Below are 18,063 nucleotides of genomic sequence, written 5' to 3'. Positions count from 1 at the left end.
CTAGTCGCCCTCGACCTGGAAGGCACCGGATCGCAGGACCGCGACCAGGAGCAGATCCTCGAGACCGCCGCGGTCCGGTTCCTGGGCGGGCGCCCGGACATGGCCACCGCCTACACCACCGGCATCGATCCCGGCCGGGCCATCCCCGTCCGGCCGTGGATCTCACCCGGGCTGGCCGGCACCGCCCTGCGCGGCCAGCCCACCCTCGACGACGTCCGGCCCGCCCTGCTCGCCCGTCTCACCGGGGCCTGGCTCGTCGGGCACAACATCGGCGTCGACTGGCGCCTGCTGCACCGGCACCTGCCTGAGCTCACCGTCGCCGGCCTCATCGACACGATGCGCCTGGCGAAGGGCGCGTCCGTCCCCGGCAAACTCGGCCTGATCGATTTGCTGACCTACCTGCAACTGACAGCCGCCGTTACCGCCGCCGCACCCGGCAGTCGGCCCCATCGGGCGCTGTGGGACACCGCGGGCACGGCCCTGCTGCTTCCAGTCCTGATCCGCCAGCACTTCACCACCGAACCCGCCCTGCAGCAGCTTGCCGCCGTCGCCGGAATCGGTCTTGCAGCACCGTCGTCGACGACCGCCAGCGCGGCCGCAGATCCGCAACCCACCCTGTTCGACTGACAGCCCTCACAGCGTCACCGAGGGCCACCGAAAGGGCACCTCGATGACCAGCACCACCGACAGCTGCACCTTCGCCATCGGCGGTGACCTGCCGGTCCGGCGTCTCGGCTACGGCTCGATGCAACTCACCGGCCCCGGCCACTGGGACCTGCCCGCCGACCCCGACGCGGCCCGTCGCCTCCTGCGCGCCGCCGTCCATGACCACGGCGTCAACCACCTCGGCACCGCCGACGCCTACGGCCCTCACACGGTCGAGACCCTGCTTCGGGAAGCCCTGCACCCCTACCCCGACGACCTGCTCATCGCCACCAAGGGCGGCCTCGCCCGGCCCGGCCCGAACATCTGGCGTCCGTGCGGCCGACCCGAATATCTGACCCAGTGCGCCGAACTGAGCCTGCGCGTCGACACCCTTGACTTGTACTACCTGCACCGCATCGACCCGCTGGTGCCGCTCGCCGACCAGCTCGGTGCCATCGTCGGCCTTCAGCGCGCCGGCAAGATCCGCCACGTCGGCCTGTCGAAAGTCACCGTCGACCAGGTCGAACAGGATTGCGCGATCACCGGCATCGCCGCCGTCCAGAACCAGCATGCGGTGACCAGCACCGATCCCGTCCTCGACTACTGCACGACCAACGGTCTGGCGTACGTCGCCTTCAAACCGTTCGGTGCCGCCATCACCCCGCCGAGTACCGGCAACGCCGTCACGGCTCTCCGGCCGGTCGAGGCATTGCGAACGTTGCTGGCTCGTTCGCCGGCGATGCTCGTCGTCCCGGGCACGTCCTCGGTCGAGCACCTGCGGGTCAACTGCGCTGTCGACCACAGCGTCTCCGCGGACGAGAACACCACGGCGTGCCGGAGGAAAAGGGCATGACGGCCACTGAAGCAGCCCACATCCAGACCGGGTGTAGCACGGCGGGCGAGCCGTTTCACCTGCTCGTGGCCACCGTCCGAGAGTCGGCCGTCCGTTATCCCGACGACTCCCGGCCCTTCGTCAGGTTGGCGAAGTTGACCGAGGAGACCGGTGAGGTCGCTACACAGATCAACATCGGGGCCGGCACCGGTCTCAAACGCCAAAAGCACGGCGCGTTCGACGCTCGCGAGCTTGCCGCGGAACTTTCCGACGTCCTGCGGGCCGCCGTCGGCATCGCCGTCGAGTTCGACATCCTCGATCTGCTGGTTACCGCGATCCGCCATAGGCACACCGAGATATGCGGAGCCGGCCAGTGGGCCTCGGCGCCGGCGCCGGACGCGACCACGGGATCGAGGCTGTGCATGCATCCAGCCGATAACCGCCACCGTGGCGCCGACGCGTCCCCCGGGTTCGCAGCAACACGCCGCATTCGACCATATGTGCGAAAACAGAACCCGCTTCGGCTGACTGCGTCGCGTGCCCGACAGCTCGTACCGCGGACGCTCCGGTACCGATATGTCATGACGATCCGGCCGTCACCTCGGCTCTCCAGTCGCATCCCGACCACGTCTGACGAGCCACGAGGAGGACTGATCGAGTGAGCGCCACCCGCGAGGCCGAGCAGGATAGGACCGTCCCGCGGCAGCCGGGCGACGCGATGCCACCCGAGTCGGTGTTGCCGGAGTTACGGCCGATGTGGTGGGAGCAAGGCATGCGCGCCCGGGTCGACGCCGGCCTGTTCGGGGTGTTCGCGGGCATGCCCCGGTTGGTGGTCGAGGCGCTGCGGATCAGCTGGTCTGCCGACCGGCTACGCACAGCAGTCGTCGCGGTGGTCACGCTGGCCGCCGGGGCGATGGCCACGTTCGGCCTGCTGGCGACCCAGCGGGTGCTGGTGGCGTTGTTCGCCGCCGGACCGACCCCGGACCGGGTGCGTCAGGCCCTGCCTGCCCTGGCGTTTCTGGCTGCGGCGACCGCGGTCCGCGGCGGTCTGGGCATCGCGACCGGCTATGCGATGAACGGGCTGACCCCGAAGGTGAATCAGCGGGCGGAGCGGCGGCTGTTCGAGACCACGACCGCGGTCCGGCTGGATGCTTTCGACCAGGACAGTTTCGCCGACAGCATGGAGCGCGCCTCCCGCGGTTCTGACTCGGTGATCGATCTCGTCCAAGCCGTGATGAACCTGCTGGCCGGCGTGGTCAGCCTGTGCGCTGTCATGGTCGCGGTTGTCGTCATCCACCCACTGCTGCTGGCGGCCCTCGTCGTCGCCACGGCCCCGAACGCCTACGCCGCCCTGCGCGCGGGTCACGTGAGGTTCCAGACCTACCTGGAGAGCTCGGGACGCCGGCGCCGGATGTGGGTGCTGCACAGTCTGATGGCCGAGCGGGTGTCGGCGTCGGAGTTGCGGTCGTACGGCCTGCGCAACTTCGTCTTGGGCCTGTACGACCGGGTGATGGGCGCGCAGACGGCGGTGGAGATGAAGCTGGCACGCCGGATGACCACCACGACCAGCCTCGGCGCGGTGATCAGCGGCCTGGCGTCCGCCGGTGTCTACGTCCTGCTCGGCATGCTGTTGCTGGACGGCCGGATTCCGCTGGCTGCCGCCGCGACGTGCGTGGTGGCGGTCCAGGCCGCCCAGCGCGCACTGACCCAGGTGACCTTCCAAACCGACCGGGTTTTCACCGAAGGCCAGCATTTCAACGAGTACGTCGGCTTCCTGCGCCGCGCCGCCGACTACCTCCCGCAGCAGCCGGAGTCGGCGCCAGCACAGCCCGGCCCGCTGCAGCAGCTGACGGTGCGCGCCGTCAGCCACTACTACCCGGACCGGGATACGGCGGCGGTCGACGAGGTCACGCTGACGATCACGGCCGGGCAGACCGTGGCGCTGGTGGGAGAGAACGGATCGGGAAAGTCAACGCTGGCGGCCCTGATCGCCGGGCTGCGTGACCCGGGCGCTGGCGACATCTTCTGGAACAGCCGTCCTCTGGCCGGCTGGGACAGCACCGCGCTCGCCTCGCGGATCGCCGTGGTGCTGCAGGAACATCACAAATTCCCGTTCACGGCCGCCACGAACATCGCGATCGGTGACATCGACACGGCACCGGACCGTACCCGGATCGAGGACGCCGCCCAGCTGGCGGCGGCGCACGACATGATCCGGGAGCTGCCACACGGCTACGACACGCTACTGGATCGCATCTTCGCCGACGGCCAGGATCTGTCCGGCGGGCAGTGGCAGCGCATCACCGCCAGCAGGGGCTTCCTGCGCGACGCCGACCTGCTGATCATGGACGAGCCGTCCTCAGCGTTGGATCCGCGTGCGGAGGACACGTTGTTCCAGGCGATCCGCGGTCGGCAGGGCCGGCGGACCACCATCCTGATCACCCACCGGCTCGCCAACGTGACGCACGCCGACCGGATCTTCGTGATGCACCACGGCCGGCTCATCGAGGAGGGTACGCACGCAGAGCTCATCGCGGCTGGCGGCCGCTACGCCGAGCTGTTCGGGCTCCAGGCCTCGGGCTACATCAATGGGCAGGCAACGGCACCAGCCGACCCGGTAACCAAATGCGCGGAGCGTCCGTGAGCGCCTCGGTGAACCCGGCACCGGATCCTGCAGCCAGGACAGCCGGCCGCTTCGAGACGCTGCACGATCCGCGGCGGGAGCTGCGGCAGGCGTGGGTGGCGTACGCGGTGTCCCAGGCCGGCAGCGGGATCGGCGCGGGCGCCCTTCCGCTGGTTGCCATCCTGATGTTGGACGCCTCGGACTGGCAGGTGTCGCTGCTGGCCGCGGTGGCCGGCATCGCCGGGGCGGTGACGATCATGCCGCTGGGACCGTGGGTCGAGTTTCACCGCAAACGACCTACCATGATCAGCGCGGACCTGCTGCGCTGCGCGGCCTTGGCCAGCGTGCCGATCGCCGCGTGGCTCGGGAAGCTGACCTTCACCCAACTGTGCGTGGTGGCCGCCGGGCAGACGGTCGGGACGATCGCGTCGTCGGCGGCCTGCTAGTCTCCGCCCTCGGCCCGCTGGCCACCGCCGGCGCCGATGCGGTCAGCTTCGCGGTCTCCGGCCTGCTCCTGGCCCGGATCCGGCGGCATGAACCCCTCCCGGCCGGCCCGGACCGGGGCCGGCACTCGGTGGCGGAGATGACGGCGGGCTGGCGCCACATCGCCGCCCACCCCGTCCTACGCCGCCTGTTCGCGCATTCTCTGATCTTCGGCGGGTGCATGGTCGCCTCGACTCCGCTGATCGCGGTGCTGATGCTGCGAGACCTGGGCTTCAGCCCGGCCGCGTACGGATTGGCGCTCGGCCTGCCCTGCACGGCCGGAGTGCTCGGCTCGCTGGTCGCGCCCCGAATCATCGCCCGCGCCGGGCTGATGCGCGTCCTGCTGATCGGCGGCGCCGCCCGCTGCCTGTGGATAGGCATCATCCCCCTCGCGCCCGGCACACCGGCCGGCCTGGCGATGATCGTGGGCGCTGACACGGCCCTGCTGATGTGCGCGGGCGTGTTCAACCCGGTCTTCGCCACCTACCGGATGCAGGCCACCGCCGACGGCTACCTCGCCCGCGTCGCCGCCGCGTGGGCCGTGAGCGGCAAGATCGCCCAACCGGCCATGATCGCTGCCGCCGGGCTGGCCGCCGCGGCGTTTGGTGCCCGAACCGCGCTACTCGCGCTGGCCGCCGTGCTGCTGACCACCATCGTGATCCTGCCCTGGCGGGCCTGGCCTCCCCCGGGCAACCGCCTGACCAGCGCCGACGAGTCCCACCGAGAGGAGACGTTCCGTGCGCCGGATCGCAATCCTCGGTAACGGCGGCGCCGGCAAGACCGTGCTGGCCAACCGGCTCAGCACCGTCCTTGGCATCCCGGTCACGCACCTGGACGACCTGCGCTACGCCGACGACGGGACCACCGTCGCCGAAGCCGTCTTCGTCGACCTACAGCGGGAGGTCGTCGCCGGCGAAGCGTGGATCATCGACGGGAACTCGCTGGCTTCCCTGCCAATCCGCCTCGGTCGGGCCAACACGGTGATCGTGGTCGACCCGCACCCGCTGGTCTGCCTGCTCGGGATTCTGCAACGCCGCCTGCGCTACCGCGGCGGCCGACACCCTGACGGCGTTGTTGATCGCATCAACGCCTCTTTCCTCTGGTACGTCGGGTGGCGGTACCGGCATACCCATCTGCCGAAGGTGCGGGCCTGCATCGCCGAGCACTTCCGGGGAGCGCCGGTCATCCACCTGACCAGCCGCAGGCAGGCCGACCTGTGGGTGGACGTGTTCACCCACCACCACGGCAAGGGTGGCCGGTGATGGACCTGTCCGCTTATATGGTCGTCGGCGAGCCGCCATACGGGGTGGTCGCCCGCCACGCTCCGTCGACGGCAACATCCTCGCCCGGCACGGCGCCTGCCCGGGGACGGCGGCACCGATGCTCTGCACGCTGCGCCTGGCCAGGCAACGTTTCCCCCAGCTTGGCGCCGTACAGCGTCCATGCGTACTGCTGGCACACACGCATATCCCGGTGCTGGCCGGGCAACACCGGGCGCTGCCTGACGCGTTGGTCGCCTCCGCGCTGTTCGCGCGGCTGCTCACCGACGGCGCAAGCCGGTGCGGGTGATCGCGGATGAGTCAGCTTCAGCAGTTGGCCGTCCTATCCGCTCCTGCGCACTACCACTGTGCAAGACGCCCTGTTCTGACCTCGCCATGATGTGGCCACCGCTTGGAGGAGACAACGTTGAACGCCCCGCACCAGCCCTCGGCCGCTGCGCCTCGGCACCCGGTCGATGTCTTCCTGTTACTGCACGACGGCCCGAAAGTCCTGTTAGCGCTGCGTGCCGGCACCGGGTATGCCGACGGCGAACGGAACCTGGTGTCAGGCAAACTCGAGACAGGAGAGACTGCCCTGGCCGGGGTCCGGCGCGAGGCCGCCGAGGAGGTCGGCCTGCGCCTGGGTGAGGACGACGTGCACTTCACTGCCACCGTCCACCACCGCAACCGCAACGGGCAGGGCCGTATCGGCCTAGTCTTCACCGCCGCCTTCGAGCCTGGCCGGCACGGTGAGCCGGTCAATGCCGAGCCACACAAATGCGCAGGCATCGAATGGTTTCCCTTCGATGAGCTTCCGGCCGAAACGGACCGCTACACCCTGGCCTGCGTCGCAGCCTGGCGTTCCGGTGAACGACTGCACCTCAGCGGGTGGTAACAGCCGGCTACGACAGATCAGCGATTCACCGTGCGGCCACACCGTGGCACTGCGGACACCTGGAGCCCGACGATGACAGCCTCGTTCACCACCCGGCCCTCGTGGCGAACCGTACCCACCGTCTTGGCCGGTGCCGTCGAAGAGTGCGCCGGCCCGATCACCGCCTTCTGCGATGTGCACGGCGGCATGACACCGGGTCCAGCCGCCACGTTGTCACTGGGCACCGGCGATGCGGTCTTCGTCAAAGCCATGAGCCGGACGGTCAACGCCCGCTCGCATGAGCTCTACCGGCAGGAAGCTGCCGTGCTGAGCGTGATGCCCGCCGACGTTCCCGCCGCCCGGCTCCGGGGCGTCGCCGAGATCGACGACTGGATCGCGCTCGTCCTGGACCGGGCACCGGGAGCGGCGGCCGGCCCGCCGTGGACCACCGCTGCGGTGCAGTCCGTGGCGAGGGCATGCGCAGCCGTAGCAAGGGCCGCAGTCCCGGCTGGCGTACCGCCAGTTCTTGAACGTCTGCCCGACCTTGACGGCTGGGCGAAACTGGCGGTGCAGCCACGCGACTTGACCGGCTGGGAAGCCCGCCACATCGACCGGCTTGCCGCGGCGACAGTCGGTTGGCGGGATTGGACTGTCGGGCAGCTGCTGACGCACCAGGACATCCGTAGCGACAACGCCATAGTCAATCCGGAGGACGGCGTTGCCGTCCTGGTCGACTGGGGCTCCGGCGCAGCGGGTGCGGCCTGGCTCGACCGTGCTCTGCTCGCGGCCCACGTCGTGGCGGCAGGCCACGCCGACGGCCCCGAGGTTGCCCATCGCCAGGCCCTGGATCTGCTTTTGGGCCAGCCTGCGCAGGCCTCACGGTTCCTGATCGCCTACGCGGGCATGTGGCGTAGAAACTCCACACTGCCCGCCCACCCCGGCATGCCCTCTCATCGAGGATGGCAACGGGCACGCGCCGACGCCCTGCAGCCCTTGATCGAGGACCTCCTCGCCGTGATCGACACATGACCCGATCCTCGGTCGAGCTGCCGCGCCCGCTGTTTTCCGCTGGAACGGCCTTTACTCGCGCAGCATCGACCGCGTCGCCCCCGCCGACCCGTCGCCTTGACCGTGCACCTTTGGAGGAGTCATGACCGATCTCAATGAGGCTTTCGGAACCGTACCCGTCCTCACCTACACCGATCACGAACGCTACGGCGCCACCGTCCACCGCTCCGTCCCCGAGTGGATCCAGCGCGAAGTGACATCCCTGAAGGTTCAGACCGGGCATCGCGTTCTGGAGATCGGTACCGGCTCGGGTTACAGCGGCGCCCTGCTGGCCCGGCTGTGCGGACCACGCGGGCGAGTCACGAGCATCGACATCAGCGACGATCTCGTCAACCGGGCGCGGGCGATCCACGCCGAACGCAGGGTCACCGGGATCGACTGTCACGTCGCCGACGGCCTGGCCGGCCTCGCAGCCGCCGCGCCGTTCGATCGGGCGGTCGGGTGGTGCACGCCGCCGCGGCTTCCCCGGGCTTGGGTCGAGCAGATCGTGGACGGCGGCCGGATCGTTGCCTCACTGCCGATCGCGCAGCTGCCGTCCACCGCCTTGATCACCACCATTACCGTCGACGCCGGCCAGCCCCGGGTGCAGGCCGTTGTCGGTGGCGTTTACGCCCAGAGCACCCCGACACCGGTGGACGACGCCGTGACCGTGCCCGGCCGGTGGGTCGACTACTGCGACCGTCAACCGGATCCGTCCTGGATATCCATCGGCTGGCGCGCCGACGATCCGGACAACAGCGGCGCCCGCGCGGCCCTCGACCGGCTCCTGCACCCCGGGCACACCGAAACCTACGGCGACATGGAGGCCGACTGGCGATCCTGGAGCGCCTTCACCGCCGCCCCACCCGACCCCGGTCTGAGTATGGTGTCGCTGCGTAATCTGGTCCGCGGGATCGGCCACAGCACCGCCACGTCCGCAGCCGTGATCCTGACCGACGGCACGATCATCGCCGACACACCAGGTTCGGCGTCACTGACGGTTCTGCACGATTGGCTGACCCGCTGGCAGCAGGCCGGCCGCCCCACCGCCGACACCTTTGTTCCCCGGCTGGTCCCCAACGCGAGCACCGACTGCCCCGGCTGGGACCTGCAGATAACCGTGCCCGCCGCTGCGGTGCCGACGTCGCGGCCTGCTATCCCACAGCCGCGCGCCGACCGGGCGGAGCCGGCATGACGCCGGAAGAACTCGTCGACGCCGCGATCTCCGTGGCTGAGGAAGGCGTGCTGCACCGCGAGATGCCGATCGGAGCGGTCGTAGAGATGGGCGGCGAGATCATCGCCTCCGCTCACACCCAGGACCAAGCCCAGCAGCGACACCTAGTCCACGCCGACCTACTCGCGATGGACGCCGCCGACCGGCTGCTGCGCCGTCAGCCGAGACCACATCCTCTGCGGTTAGCCGTCAACATCGAACCCTGCCTGATGTGTCTGGGCGCAGCGATGGCCCTGCGCGTCGACGAGATCTACTACGGCTTGGAGTCACCGGCCGACGGCGCCCGCATCGCCGCGACCTGGCCGCACCATCCGGACCTGCCCTGGTACCGGCCGCCTCGCATGGTCGGCGGGATCCGCCGCCTCCAGGCGCGCGAGCAATTCCGCCGCTACTGCCAGACGGCGCCGCCCAGCGGCTTCCGCCGCTGGGCGCAAACCCTCGCTGACCTGCCCGACCAGCAGGCACCTCCCGGCAGATGCTGAGCCGCTCCTCCTCGACACCGGCTGCCCGGACATCAACCGTGCCCGGCACCGGCGTAGCCCGACCAGTTCCAGCAACCACGTCCGCGGGAGACAGACACGATGACCTCGACGACTCTTTCCGCCGGGACCACAGCGGTCCGCCGCGACGTACTCGACGGCCTGGTCTGGACCGCCGGCGCGCACCGCGTGCTGGACGACGACGGAACCCGCCTGCCCCTGGCGTGCTGGCCCGGCGCCACCACCTTCGCACCCACCTCCTGGATCGAGTGGCTGCGCACCCGCGACGAAGCCACCCGGCTGCAAGGCATCCCCGATCTGGCCAGCCGGCGCTGGCAGCTCGGCGAGTGGATCTGGCGAGACACCGCGGTCCTGACCTGGGTCGGCCTTGACCCCGATTTCAGCCTCCAGCGGTATCTGCCGATCACCGGCGGCGCCGACCAGGACGTGAGAACGACTGCGGCAATCCACTACGTCACAGGGCGATGCGGGTCACGAGCTGGCGACCGGGCCGGCGAGCGAGGCGGTCGGCCTGGATTGCTGGGATGGCCAGATGGAGGGCAGCGGCTCGAACATCGCGCACCGGGAGCTTGCCTCGGTAGCGCGGAGGGTGCTGCGACACCTCAGATGACGTCGGTCCTTTCTTCGGCTGAGGCGCCCCCACCTAGCAATTCGGCGATGTAGGAGCGGAGAATCAGCATGAGCTGGTGGTCCGGGCCAAGCCGGCGGACCTGTTCGTCGTGCAGTTTTTCGAGTTCGGCCAGGGCGCCGCTGCGATCGCCGGCGACCGTACGCCATCGCGCACGGTCCACCCGCAGCTGTGCTGCATGCAGATGGTCGGGCCCGAGATCTCCTACTTGTTCGTCGTACAACCTTGTCAAGTCTTCTATGGCTCCGTCCACGTCGCCGTTCTGCCCTCGCCAGTCGGCGAGATCGCGGCGGAGATCCACGAAGACGGCTCGGTCAACTCTCGGCGCTGTTCTCCATGCGTGGACAGCGTCACTCCCCGCGGCGATGGCGCCCGGAAGGTCGCCGGCTGCCAAGCGCCGATAGGGCAGCTGGTGCCGGGCTTCTGCAGTGTAAGGATGGTCTGGCCCAAGCACCCGCGTCTGCTCGCCAAGGAGTTCTCCGAAGGCCTTGGCGGCGCCGACCAGGTCACCGGCCGCCGCCCGAAGGTGAGCGATGTGATTGCGGGTGTTGAGGATGTCGGCATGGTCGGGCCCGAGTACCCGCACCTGCTCTACGAGGAGTTCGTCAAAGGCGGCGGTGGCACCGACCAGGTCACCCATGACCCCGCGCGCGAAGGCGAGCTTGCTGCGTGTGATCAACGAGTTCCGATGATCGGGGCCGAGACTATGGACCTGGCTGTCGAGCAGGGCCGAGTACATCGTCGCCGCACCCTTCCAGTCGCCAGCTCGCCCTCGCCAACCCGCGATCTGGTCACGGGTGATCATGGCCCCATGATGGTCATCGCCGAATAGACGGATCTGCTCCTTGAGCAGCTCGTCTAGGCTCGCCATAGCGCCCGCCAGGTCGCCGGCGGCCGCCTGCCGGTGCGCGAAGGCCTGGCGGGTGATCATGACGTCTCGATGTCCGGGCCCGAGCAGCCGAATCTGATCATCGAGCAGCCCCTGCAGGGCCGCCGTGGCACCGGTCACGTCGCCGGCCATCAATCTCCAGTGGGCGACGTTGTGCCGTGTGTTCAGGGTGTCGGGATCATCCGGGCCCAGCACTCGCAGCCGATCGGCGAGCAGAGCCTCGAACGCGGCGACGGCTCCCGCCGCGTCGCCGGTCTCCCCCCGCAACCAGGCGATGTTGTTGCGGATCCCCAAGGTGTTGGGGTGATCCGCACCCAGGGACTGCGATTGATCCTCGAGCAGTACCGTCAGGTTCTCAATGGCGTCGACGGCGTGCTGCCACTGCGTCATGTTGTGGCGGGTGTTCAAGGTGTCGGGATGGTGCGGGCCGAGGATCCGCATTCGATCGGCCAGAACGTCATTGAACGCCGCGAGCGCACCAGCGCGGTCGCCCGCCTGGCCGATCCAGTAGGCAATGTTGTTGCGAGTGGTCAGGGTGTCCGGGTGCTCCGGGCCGAGGACCCGCAGATCATCGGCGAGCAGGCCTTCCAGGGCGGTGATCGCGCCGCGCGCATCCCCAGCTTCGCCGCGCCAGAAGGCGATTTGGTGCCGGGCACCCAGCGTGTGCGGATGATTAATGCCGAGCCGAGCGCACGCATTGTCGTACAGTCGCTGGAAGTAGGCGGCCGCAGCACCGGCGAAGCCTGCCTCGCCGAGGCTTTGGCCGGCGTGGAAGAGCACCGGATGAGCGCCGTCAGCGGAGCGCCGAGACACCATGGCAATGAATCGGCGCCACACCCTCACTTCCATCGGGTACGTCCACAGGTGGCCGTCGCCGACGGTGTGAAGCGTCGCGGTGTTGATCCGCAAGAGGTGGGCGAGGACGGCGTCGCGTTCGATGTCCGGCCAGGCTTCGAGGAGCGCATCGGCCGCACTGTTCGCCAGAGCAGGCTGATCGTCGACCTCGATCGCCTCGCGTACGGCGCGCTGGAGCAGACCGTGCAAGCGGACGACAGTATCGTCAACAGCAAGGAGACTGAACCGGCGCAAGAGCTGCAGCGCACCCTCGATGTCCTTGGCCTCGACTGGCCGGCCCAGCCGGTACCCGCAGTAGCCGGCCGCCGCTACCGTCGTGAACACCTCGATGGGAATCGCATTCGGATCGAGCATGGCCGCCAGCTCCAGCACCGGCCGGGCCACCCCGACCGGCCGATGCTGATCGGCGCGATCGATGGAGAGCGTCCACGCTGCCGCCACGGTCTTGCTGTGATTGTCGGGCAGAGCGTTCGGCGCCAGGTCGGCCAGCGACCGCTGCCGATCGACCAGCAGCCTCCGGTATTCGGCGCAGGTCATCCGTGGGCCGGCGTCCCCGATGAATGCGGCCGCCTGTGCCATCGCGAGAGGGAGGTGATCGAGGTCGGCCGCCAGCTCGACGGCCTGATCGAGGCGATACGGCTGGTGGCCAAGTTTGCCGCTGAGATAACGGACGGCTTCGTCGGGCGTGAACTCCCCGACGTTCAGCACGTGTCGTCCGTCGAGCAGCGCCGTGTCCCGGCGGCCGGTGGTGACCATGGTCCGGCCGTTGCCGTCGGTGGGTGGCCATAGCCCGTTCAGATCCGTGGGGTCGGCAAGATCGTCCAGGACAATGAGCCACCGGTGTGGGTGTGGCTCGGCCAGCCAGGCCAGGAACCGGGCCGCGGCCCGGTCGAGGTCCTTGTCGTCGATTCCGGTGACCTTCGACGCGGCCTCGGCGTACCCGGTGACCACGGCGGTTCGTGTACTGGCGGTGATCCATACCAGCAGATCAACCCGTCGCGCACCCCACAGCCGGTGCGCCAGCGCGGCGGCCAGCTGGGTCTTGCCCACTCCTCCGACGCCGGTCACGATCTGAGCAGTTACCACGGCTGGTGTGGTGTCCCAGTCCAGGGCGGCGTCCAACTCATGATCGACGGGCCGATCGAGTCGACCATCGGCGAGGGGCGGTACTGCACCGACCCGGCACGGCCAATGCACCGGAGCCCGGCTTTCGATGACGGTGACGTCGCCGAAGGCGACAACGCCGTAGACGTCACGGATATTGGTCGTTCGGTCAGTACTCCTGCCGGTGGCGAATGACCTGGTTACGCCCCCGGCGCGGTCGGGGGGCTCTGGGCCTGCCCGTACGAGATGTGCATCGGGCCGGTCATCGTGCCGATGTTGTTGCCGTTGAGAGTGTCGATGTGAACGGCGTGGTCCCCGACCTGAACACCGGTCGAGTTCGAGACGTCGACGGTGTACTTGCCGGCAACGCTGCCGTCCGGGTCGGCCAGTTTCAGCAGCCGCCGCGCCGCGGCGAGGACCTCCGCATCCCGATCGACACCCGTACCGGACAAGGCTTCCCCTACTGTTGCCTGCCATGTGTCCGGGGCAGTCTCCACAGTGTTCAGCACAGCGGCAGCGCCACCATGACGGGACAACGCCGAGCGCAGCGCACTCCGCAGACCGTTGTAGGCGTCCACCACTGCGGTCTGCGCTACCGTCGCGCTCCCCGCGCCAGCGCCAGCCGCCAACGCCGCCAGGATCAGCTCCAGCTCTGACACCATGATCACCTTCCGTTGATGGGTGTGATTCACTGTGTCACTTCCCCGCTACCGCTTACCTGATGCACGGGGATGACCCTCGCCTCTCAAGGTCAGCGTCAAATTACTCGATTTCGCCACCCTCGATGACGCCGCTGAGGCAGCTACTGCTTCAAGCCAGGTTGAGACATCGCAGCAGCTGGGACGTCCCAGATCCGCGAGACTGCCCCGGCTTCGATGAGAGCGGGCAGGAGATCCGACGAGCGGGACTGAGGCCAAACGCCGGGGCTATCACGCTTGGGTTGCCATGGGCGAAGACGGCGAGTCATAGCTGCCATAGCGTCATGGACATGTAATCTACGTAAAGGCGCAGGTCGCGGCCCTCGTGCGGCGATTGCGGTCGGTAAACACACCGAGGTCACCCGCTTCTACACCCCGGGCGTCCGGCCGGCCACCGTCGACGGCTTCCGGTTCGGGTTGATTATCTGCGTGGAGATCAACTTTCCGCACCTGTTCAGCGAGTACGAGCAGCTCGGCGTGGACTGCCTCCTGATGTCGGCGTATCCCGTCGACGAGATTTTTCACGTCAAGGCTCGCGCGCACGCCGCGATCAACAACTACTGGATTTCGCTGTCGGTACCAGCGCAGACCGCGCACCTGGTGCCGGCCGGGCTGATCGGCCCGAACGGTGCCCGTCTCGCCGACATCCCACCAGCCGGTGATCTCGTCGTTGCCGACCTCGACCGCGGCGACCCGCAGTTGCACGTCGCACTGAACCTCGCCCGTCCGTGGCGAGCAACAGCCCGGCACGGCGACATCTGCCGCGCCCGGCAGGTCCACGACTCCCGCAGCGCCGATCCCACCATCTTCTGACCACGACCCGTGTTCCGGCAGGGAGAAAGGGGCCGCTGCCGGCCCGTCCCTGCTTCCGGCCCGCAGATCCGGCGTCTAGGACAAGCGCCCTGCGGCAGCGATCGCTGTGGCCACCGGTTGCAGGCCTACGCCGTTCGACCCTTTGACCAAGACCAGTCACCGGGCCGTAGAGCGCATCTGACGGATCATCACGGATGACTGCGGTCGATCGTTGGTGTGTTGTGGCTGGTGATCTAACTGACCAGGAGTGGGAGCGGCTGGAGCCGTTGCTGCCGTCCATGACGCCGCAGCGCGGTGACCGGTGGCGTGATCACCGGCAGGTGATCAACGGGATCTTGTGGCGGGTCGAAAACGGCGCGAAGTGGGATCAGATCCCAGATCGGTATGGGCCAGCCAAGACCTGTTACGACCGTTTCTCCCGCTGGGAGCAGGACGGCACCTGGGTCCGCATCGAGAGACATCTGCAGACGCAGGCCGACGCATGCGGCGATCTCGACTGGCGGGCGTAGGTCGATTCCACCGTCGTGGGGGGGCGCACCAGCACGCCGCTGGAGCTCGTAAAGGGGGCTGAGCCCGGCCGATTCGCGGGCAGCCCAAGGGATGGGTCGCTCGCGCGGAGGACTGACCACCAAACTGCATCTGCTCGTTGAAGGACGTGGCCGCAGCCTGGTCAAACGGCTCACACCTGGGTAGGACTCCGACACCAAGGAACTGATACCGCTGCTTGACAACGTGGCGGTGGCCCGGCCCGCAGGTGTCGGCCGGCCCCGCAAGCGCCTCGATCACCTGACTGCGGACAAGGCGTATGGCTCGAAGGCGAACCGGCGTTCGTTGCGTGCCCGGCGCATCCCGCACACCATCGCGGAACGCGATGATGTGCGCAGAAGCCGGGCTCGTAAGGGATCGCGTGGCGGGCGGCCACCGAACTTCGACGGGCAGCGGTACAAGGACCGCAACCAGGTGGAACGGGCCTTCAACCGGCTGAGGCAGTTCCGGGCCGTCGCGACCAGGTACGACAAGCTCAAGGACCGTTACGAGGCAACGGTTACCGTCGCCTCGATCATGATCTGGCTCCGCGCAAAACCAGACCGGAGCCGACCATGATCCGTCAGATGCGCTCTAGGATCACAGTCGATGGTCGAGCTTGGTTCTCTGTTGGATACCGGTGACAAGGTCGCGTCCATCGTCGGCGCCTTGGCTGGCTTGGCTGGGTTGTGGATCGCAGTCCGGGCAGGTAGACGACTTCGACGTCGCTGCAGTCAGGATCCCCGCCTTGCCGCGTTGCTGACAGCGCAGCTGGCCGATGCGGGTCGTCATCGATACCGGTTCTTCGGCGAGCATGTTCCGGCACTAACTGATCTATATGTGCGGTCTCGAGCAACGCTTGGCGGGTATGGAGCGGGTGACAAGCCTCGTACAGTGGAGGCCGCGCGCGTCCTCACAGAGCATCGCCACGCGGTTCTGCTTGGCGATGCCGGTGCGGGTAAGTCGACCTTCCTGGCTACTGTCGCAGCAGAATTCGCAGGCCGCGCGCGAGGTAGGCGAAAGAGCGGCGATATTGCGGTGATCTTGCCAGCTGCGGACTTGGTCGGTCGGCGGCTGCCCGAAGCGCTGGCATCGGCAGTGCATCGCGACTTCGCCATCAATCTGCCGGCGGAGGTTTTTGAACGGTGTCTGGTCGGCGGCGGCGCGTGGCGGGTGCTGGTGGACGGGCTGGACGAGATCATGGCAACCCAGCACCGGTCTGAGGTCCTGTGGAGGATCAAGGCGATGTTCGTCGACCCTGGACCGTATCGTTTTGTGGTCACTTGTCGTCCCTTGACCGCGCCTGAGCTCGCCGAGTTACGCGGACCATCAGTCGGCGTGTATGACCTGCGACCTTTCGATCGTCGAGAGTTGGACGAGTTCGCCCACCGTTGGTTCACCGCACGGTTTCCTGACGACAGGCGGCAGGCAGATCGGTCGGCCGTCCGCTTTCTGGCCCGTATCGCGGGTGCGCGGCTCGGTCCGGTGGCCCGCGTCCCCCTCCTGGCCACCATCGCTGCACTCGTCTATGAATCGGAGAATGACCGCGCGTTGCCGTCCAGCAGAGCGGCCCTTTACGACCGCTTCGTCGATCATCTGCTCGACGGGGCGAGGCCGTTGAATCGCTTCCGTGAGGCTGTTGAACCCGACCTGCTGTCTCGGGGAACTGAGGGCGCGGCGGTCGCGGCCTGGCTGTTCTCAGACATTCGGCGGCACGTTGGCGATCTGTTGAGGGCTTGCGGCGCTGCCTGGTTGACCGATCCGGACGCGAGTCTTACAGCCGTCGCTTCCACCTGGATAAAGGTGCACGCACCGCACGACCTTGGCCCAGATCGCGATCGGCTCCTCCGCGAGCTGCTGCGCGCGACGGGAGTGTGCACTGTGCGTCGAGAGCAAGTGGTCTTTGCGCATCAGAGCTTTGCCGAGTACTTCGCTGCCGCCGCCGACGGCGCGTTCGACAAGGCCGCGTGGATAGCCCGGGCGACTGACCCCACCACACGGAGCCTCGCCGCATTCGCGGTCGCCCGACAGGCCGATCCGGATACGTTCGTCGCCGACTTGCTAAGCCAGAATGAACCGATCACCGCCGGCGACCTGCTCGCCGATGGGATACCGGTGCGACCCGAAACCCGCGACCGTATTACCGATCTACTTCTTCAGCAGATCTCCGACGAGACCGAGCAGGCCCCGGACGCCCTGCGCATCCTGGGCGAACTCAGCATCGACGCGGCAGTGCTGTCGCAGATGGCGGAGCTTGCTACGGCCCCGAACTTGTCCTCGTGGACACGGGCACTCGTCGCTGATCGCATCGCTGACGTCGATCCGAGCAAGGGTCATGACCTGCTGCGCGAGGTTGCCGAGCATGCAGACGAAGTAGTCCGGGCTTGGATCGCCGACACCTTGGACGATCGCGGCGGTGAGGTAGATCCGGACCTGTGGTTACCATTAGCCGCCGACGCCCAGCCAGTTGAGAAACGAGCGCTGGGCGCATTGGCACGCCATGCGCTCACACAAAGACTGGCTGACGTGCGTGCCACCGACTCCGAACGGGTAGCGGCCGCCCGGCAACTCGCTCGGGGCGGGGATGTTATTGCTCTCCGTTCGATGGCCGAGGCTGCCGATATTGACCCTTATCACCGCGTGCAGTTGGCGGCGGTGCTGGCCGATGCCGGCGATCCGAACCTATTGCGAACGCTTGGCGCTGGCTCGGCAGGCACCCGACTCGCGGCGTATGCAGCTGCATTGGCCCTATTCGAGCGTCGTGACCCTTGGGCTGCCGAGGCTTTGTCTGCGGTGGTCGATGCCTATCCGGACCGGCCGATGGCCTTCGCAGCTGCCGCCCGTTGTGTTGACCTCGGCAACACCGAGCCACTGATCAGACTTGCCCGCGCGCCGGGCGAGGTTCACGTGCGGCTGGCCGCGGCACGGCGCCTAGCTGCGCTCGGCAATCTTGCAGCGTTGGGTTGGCTGCTCGATAGCCCACAGATCCCGACCTTGGAAGCGGCGACGCTTGCCGGGCTGCTGAGAGCCGGTCAGGCCGAAGTCGCGCCGCGG

The 18,063-nt window shown here is 68.2% G+C and carries 17 protein-coding genes and 1 pseudogene; 15 read left to right on the top strand and 3 right to left on the bottom strand.

Translation table 11 applies throughout. The annotated features are described in order from the left end of the window. The 12 genes from Acy02nite_RS45055 to Acy02nite_RS45000 all read left to right on the top strand — a co-directional run. Positions 1 to 627 (top strand): 3'-5' exonuclease (locus tag Acy02nite_RS45055; RefSeq protein ID WP_203756015.1); only part of this gene is annotated, 627 nt, incomplete at its 5' end. Positions 628 to 670: 43 nt separating this feature from the next. Then, on the top strand, positions 671 to 1,498 hold the full coding sequence (locus Acy02nite_RS45050) for an aldo/keto reductase (protein ID WP_203756013.1): 828 nt from the start codon (positions 671 to 673) through the stop codon (positions 1,496 to 1,498). Further along, positions 1,495 to 2,139 carry a nucleoside triphosphate pyrophosphohydrolase family protein gene (locus Acy02nite_RS45045; protein ID WP_203755998.1) on the top strand — a complete coding sequence of 215 codons (645 nt, stop codon included), beginning with the start codon at positions 1,495 to 1,497 and terminating at the stop codon, positions 2,137 to 2,139. Before Acy02nite_RS45050 ends, Acy02nite_RS45045 begins: the two co-directional genes overlap by 4 nt. 56 nt (positions 2,140 to 2,195) lie before the next feature. Further along, complete coding sequence (locus Acy02nite_RS45040) at positions 2,196 to 4,121, top strand: ABC transporter ATP-binding protein (RefSeq protein ID WP_239175877.1); 1,926 nt, start codon at positions 2,196 to 2,198, stop codon at positions 4,119 to 4,121. Then, entirely contained in the window at positions 4,118 to 4,546 is a 429-nt protein-coding gene (locus tag Acy02nite_RS45035) for an MFS transporter (RefSeq protein ID WP_203755995.1), read from the top strand. The genes Acy02nite_RS45040 and Acy02nite_RS45035 overlap by 4 nt, the downstream gene beginning before the upstream one ends. Beyond that, on the top strand, positions 4,489 to 5,346 hold the full coding sequence (locus Acy02nite_RS45030) for an MFS transporter (protein WP_203755993.1): 858 nt from the start codon (positions 4,489 to 4,491) through the stop codon (positions 5,344 to 5,346). The genes Acy02nite_RS45035 and Acy02nite_RS45030 overlap by 58 nt, the downstream gene beginning before the upstream one ends. Further along, positions 5,321 to 5,845 (top strand): P-loop NTPase family protein, encoded by a 525-nt coding sequence (locus tag Acy02nite_RS45025; protein WP_203755991.1) that lies wholly within the window; start codon positions 5,321 to 5,323, stop codon positions 5,843 to 5,845. The genes Acy02nite_RS45030 and Acy02nite_RS45025 overlap by 26 nt, the downstream gene beginning before the upstream one ends. Before the next feature lie 424 nt (positions 5,846 to 6,269). Further along, the gene (locus Acy02nite_RS45020) at positions 6,270 to 6,737 is read left to right on the top strand and encodes an NUDIX domain-containing protein (RefSeq protein ID WP_203755989.1); all 468 of its coding nucleotides are present in this window, start codon (positions 6,270 to 6,272) and stop codon (positions 6,735 to 6,737) included. A gap of 72 nt (positions 6,738 to 6,809) precedes the next feature. Further along, entirely contained in the window at positions 6,810 to 7,745 is a 936-nt protein-coding gene (locus Acy02nite_RS45015; RefSeq protein ID WP_203755987.1) for a phosphotransferase, read from the top strand. Between the two features lie 121 nt (positions 7,746 to 7,866). Next, complete coding sequence (locus Acy02nite_RS45010; protein WP_203755985.1) at positions 7,867 to 8,958, top strand: protein-L-isoaspartate O-methyltransferase family protein; 1,092 nt, start codon at positions 7,867 to 7,869, stop codon at positions 8,956 to 8,958. Continuing rightward, on the top strand, positions 8,955 to 9,479 hold the full coding sequence (locus Acy02nite_RS45005) for a nucleoside deaminase (protein ID WP_203755982.1): 525 nt from the start codon (positions 8,955 to 8,957) through the stop codon (positions 9,477 to 9,479). Before Acy02nite_RS45010 ends, Acy02nite_RS45005 begins: the two co-directional genes overlap by 4 nt. A gap of 99 nt (positions 9,480 to 9,578) precedes the next feature. After that, positions 9,579 to 10,160 carry a hypothetical protein gene (locus Acy02nite_RS45000; protein WP_203755973.1) on the top strand — a complete coding sequence of 194 codons (582 nt, stop codon included), beginning with the start codon at positions 9,579 to 9,581 and terminating at the stop codon, positions 10,158 to 10,160. On the opposite strand, the gene Acy02nite_RS44995 is transcribed toward Acy02nite_RS45000, so the two are convergent. Next, complete coding sequence (locus Acy02nite_RS44995) at positions 10,100 to 12,991, bottom strand: tetratricopeptide repeat protein (RefSeq protein ID WP_203755971.1); 2,892 nt, start codon at positions 12,989 to 12,991, stop codon at positions 10,100 to 10,102. The two genes, Acy02nite_RS45000 and Acy02nite_RS44995, sit on opposite strands and share 61 nt — an antisense overlap. A 182-nt stretch (positions 12,992 to 13,173) precedes the next feature. Then, positions 13,174 to 13,635, bottom strand: a complete 462-nt coding sequence (locus Acy02nite_RS44990; RefSeq protein WP_203755970.1) for a Het-E N-terminal domain-containing protein — start codon at positions 13,633 to 13,635, stop codon at positions 13,174 to 13,176. Between the two features lie 465 nt (positions 13,636 to 14,100). On the opposite strand from Acy02nite_RS44990, the gene Acy02nite_RS44985 reads away from it, so the two are divergent. Both Acy02nite_RS44985 and Acy02nite_RS44980 read left to right on the top strand, forming a co-directional pair. Beyond that, positions 14,101 to 14,484: a carbon-nitrogen hydrolase family protein gene (locus Acy02nite_RS44985; RefSeq protein WP_203755969.1), complete on the top strand. Its 384-nt coding sequence runs from the start codon at positions 14,101 to 14,103 to the stop codon at positions 14,482 to 14,484. A 194-nt stretch (positions 14,485 to 14,678) separates the two neighbouring features. Then, positions 14,679 to 15,588: pseudogene (locus Acy02nite_RS44980) on the top strand (IS5 family transposase). A gap of 21 nt (positions 15,589 to 15,609) precedes the next feature. Here the strand turns inward: Acy02nite_RS44980 and Acy02nite_RS44975 are convergent. Beyond that, positions 15,610 to 15,825, bottom strand: coding sequence for a hypothetical protein (locus tag Acy02nite_RS44975; RefSeq protein WP_203755967.1), 216 nt, complete (start codon positions 15,823 to 15,825; stop codon positions 15,610 to 15,612). Positions 15,826 to 15,849: 24 nt separating this feature from the next. Between Acy02nite_RS44975 and Acy02nite_RS44970 the strand changes: the two genes are divergently transcribed. After that, positions 15,850 to 18,063: NACHT domain-containing protein (locus Acy02nite_RS44970; protein ID WP_239175875.1), on the top strand; the 2,214-nt coding region annotated here is incomplete at its 3' end.

The sequence above is a fragment of the Actinoplanes cyaneus genome (genome assembly GCF_016862095.1).
In the GTDB taxonomy this organism is placed as follows: domain Bacteria; phylum Actinomycetota; class Actinomycetes; order Mycobacteriales; family Micromonosporaceae; genus Actinoplanes; species Actinoplanes cyaneus.
The sequence above is the reverse complement of the archived record's forward strand: the minus strand, read 5'-3'. Positions and strand labels throughout refer to the sequence as shown.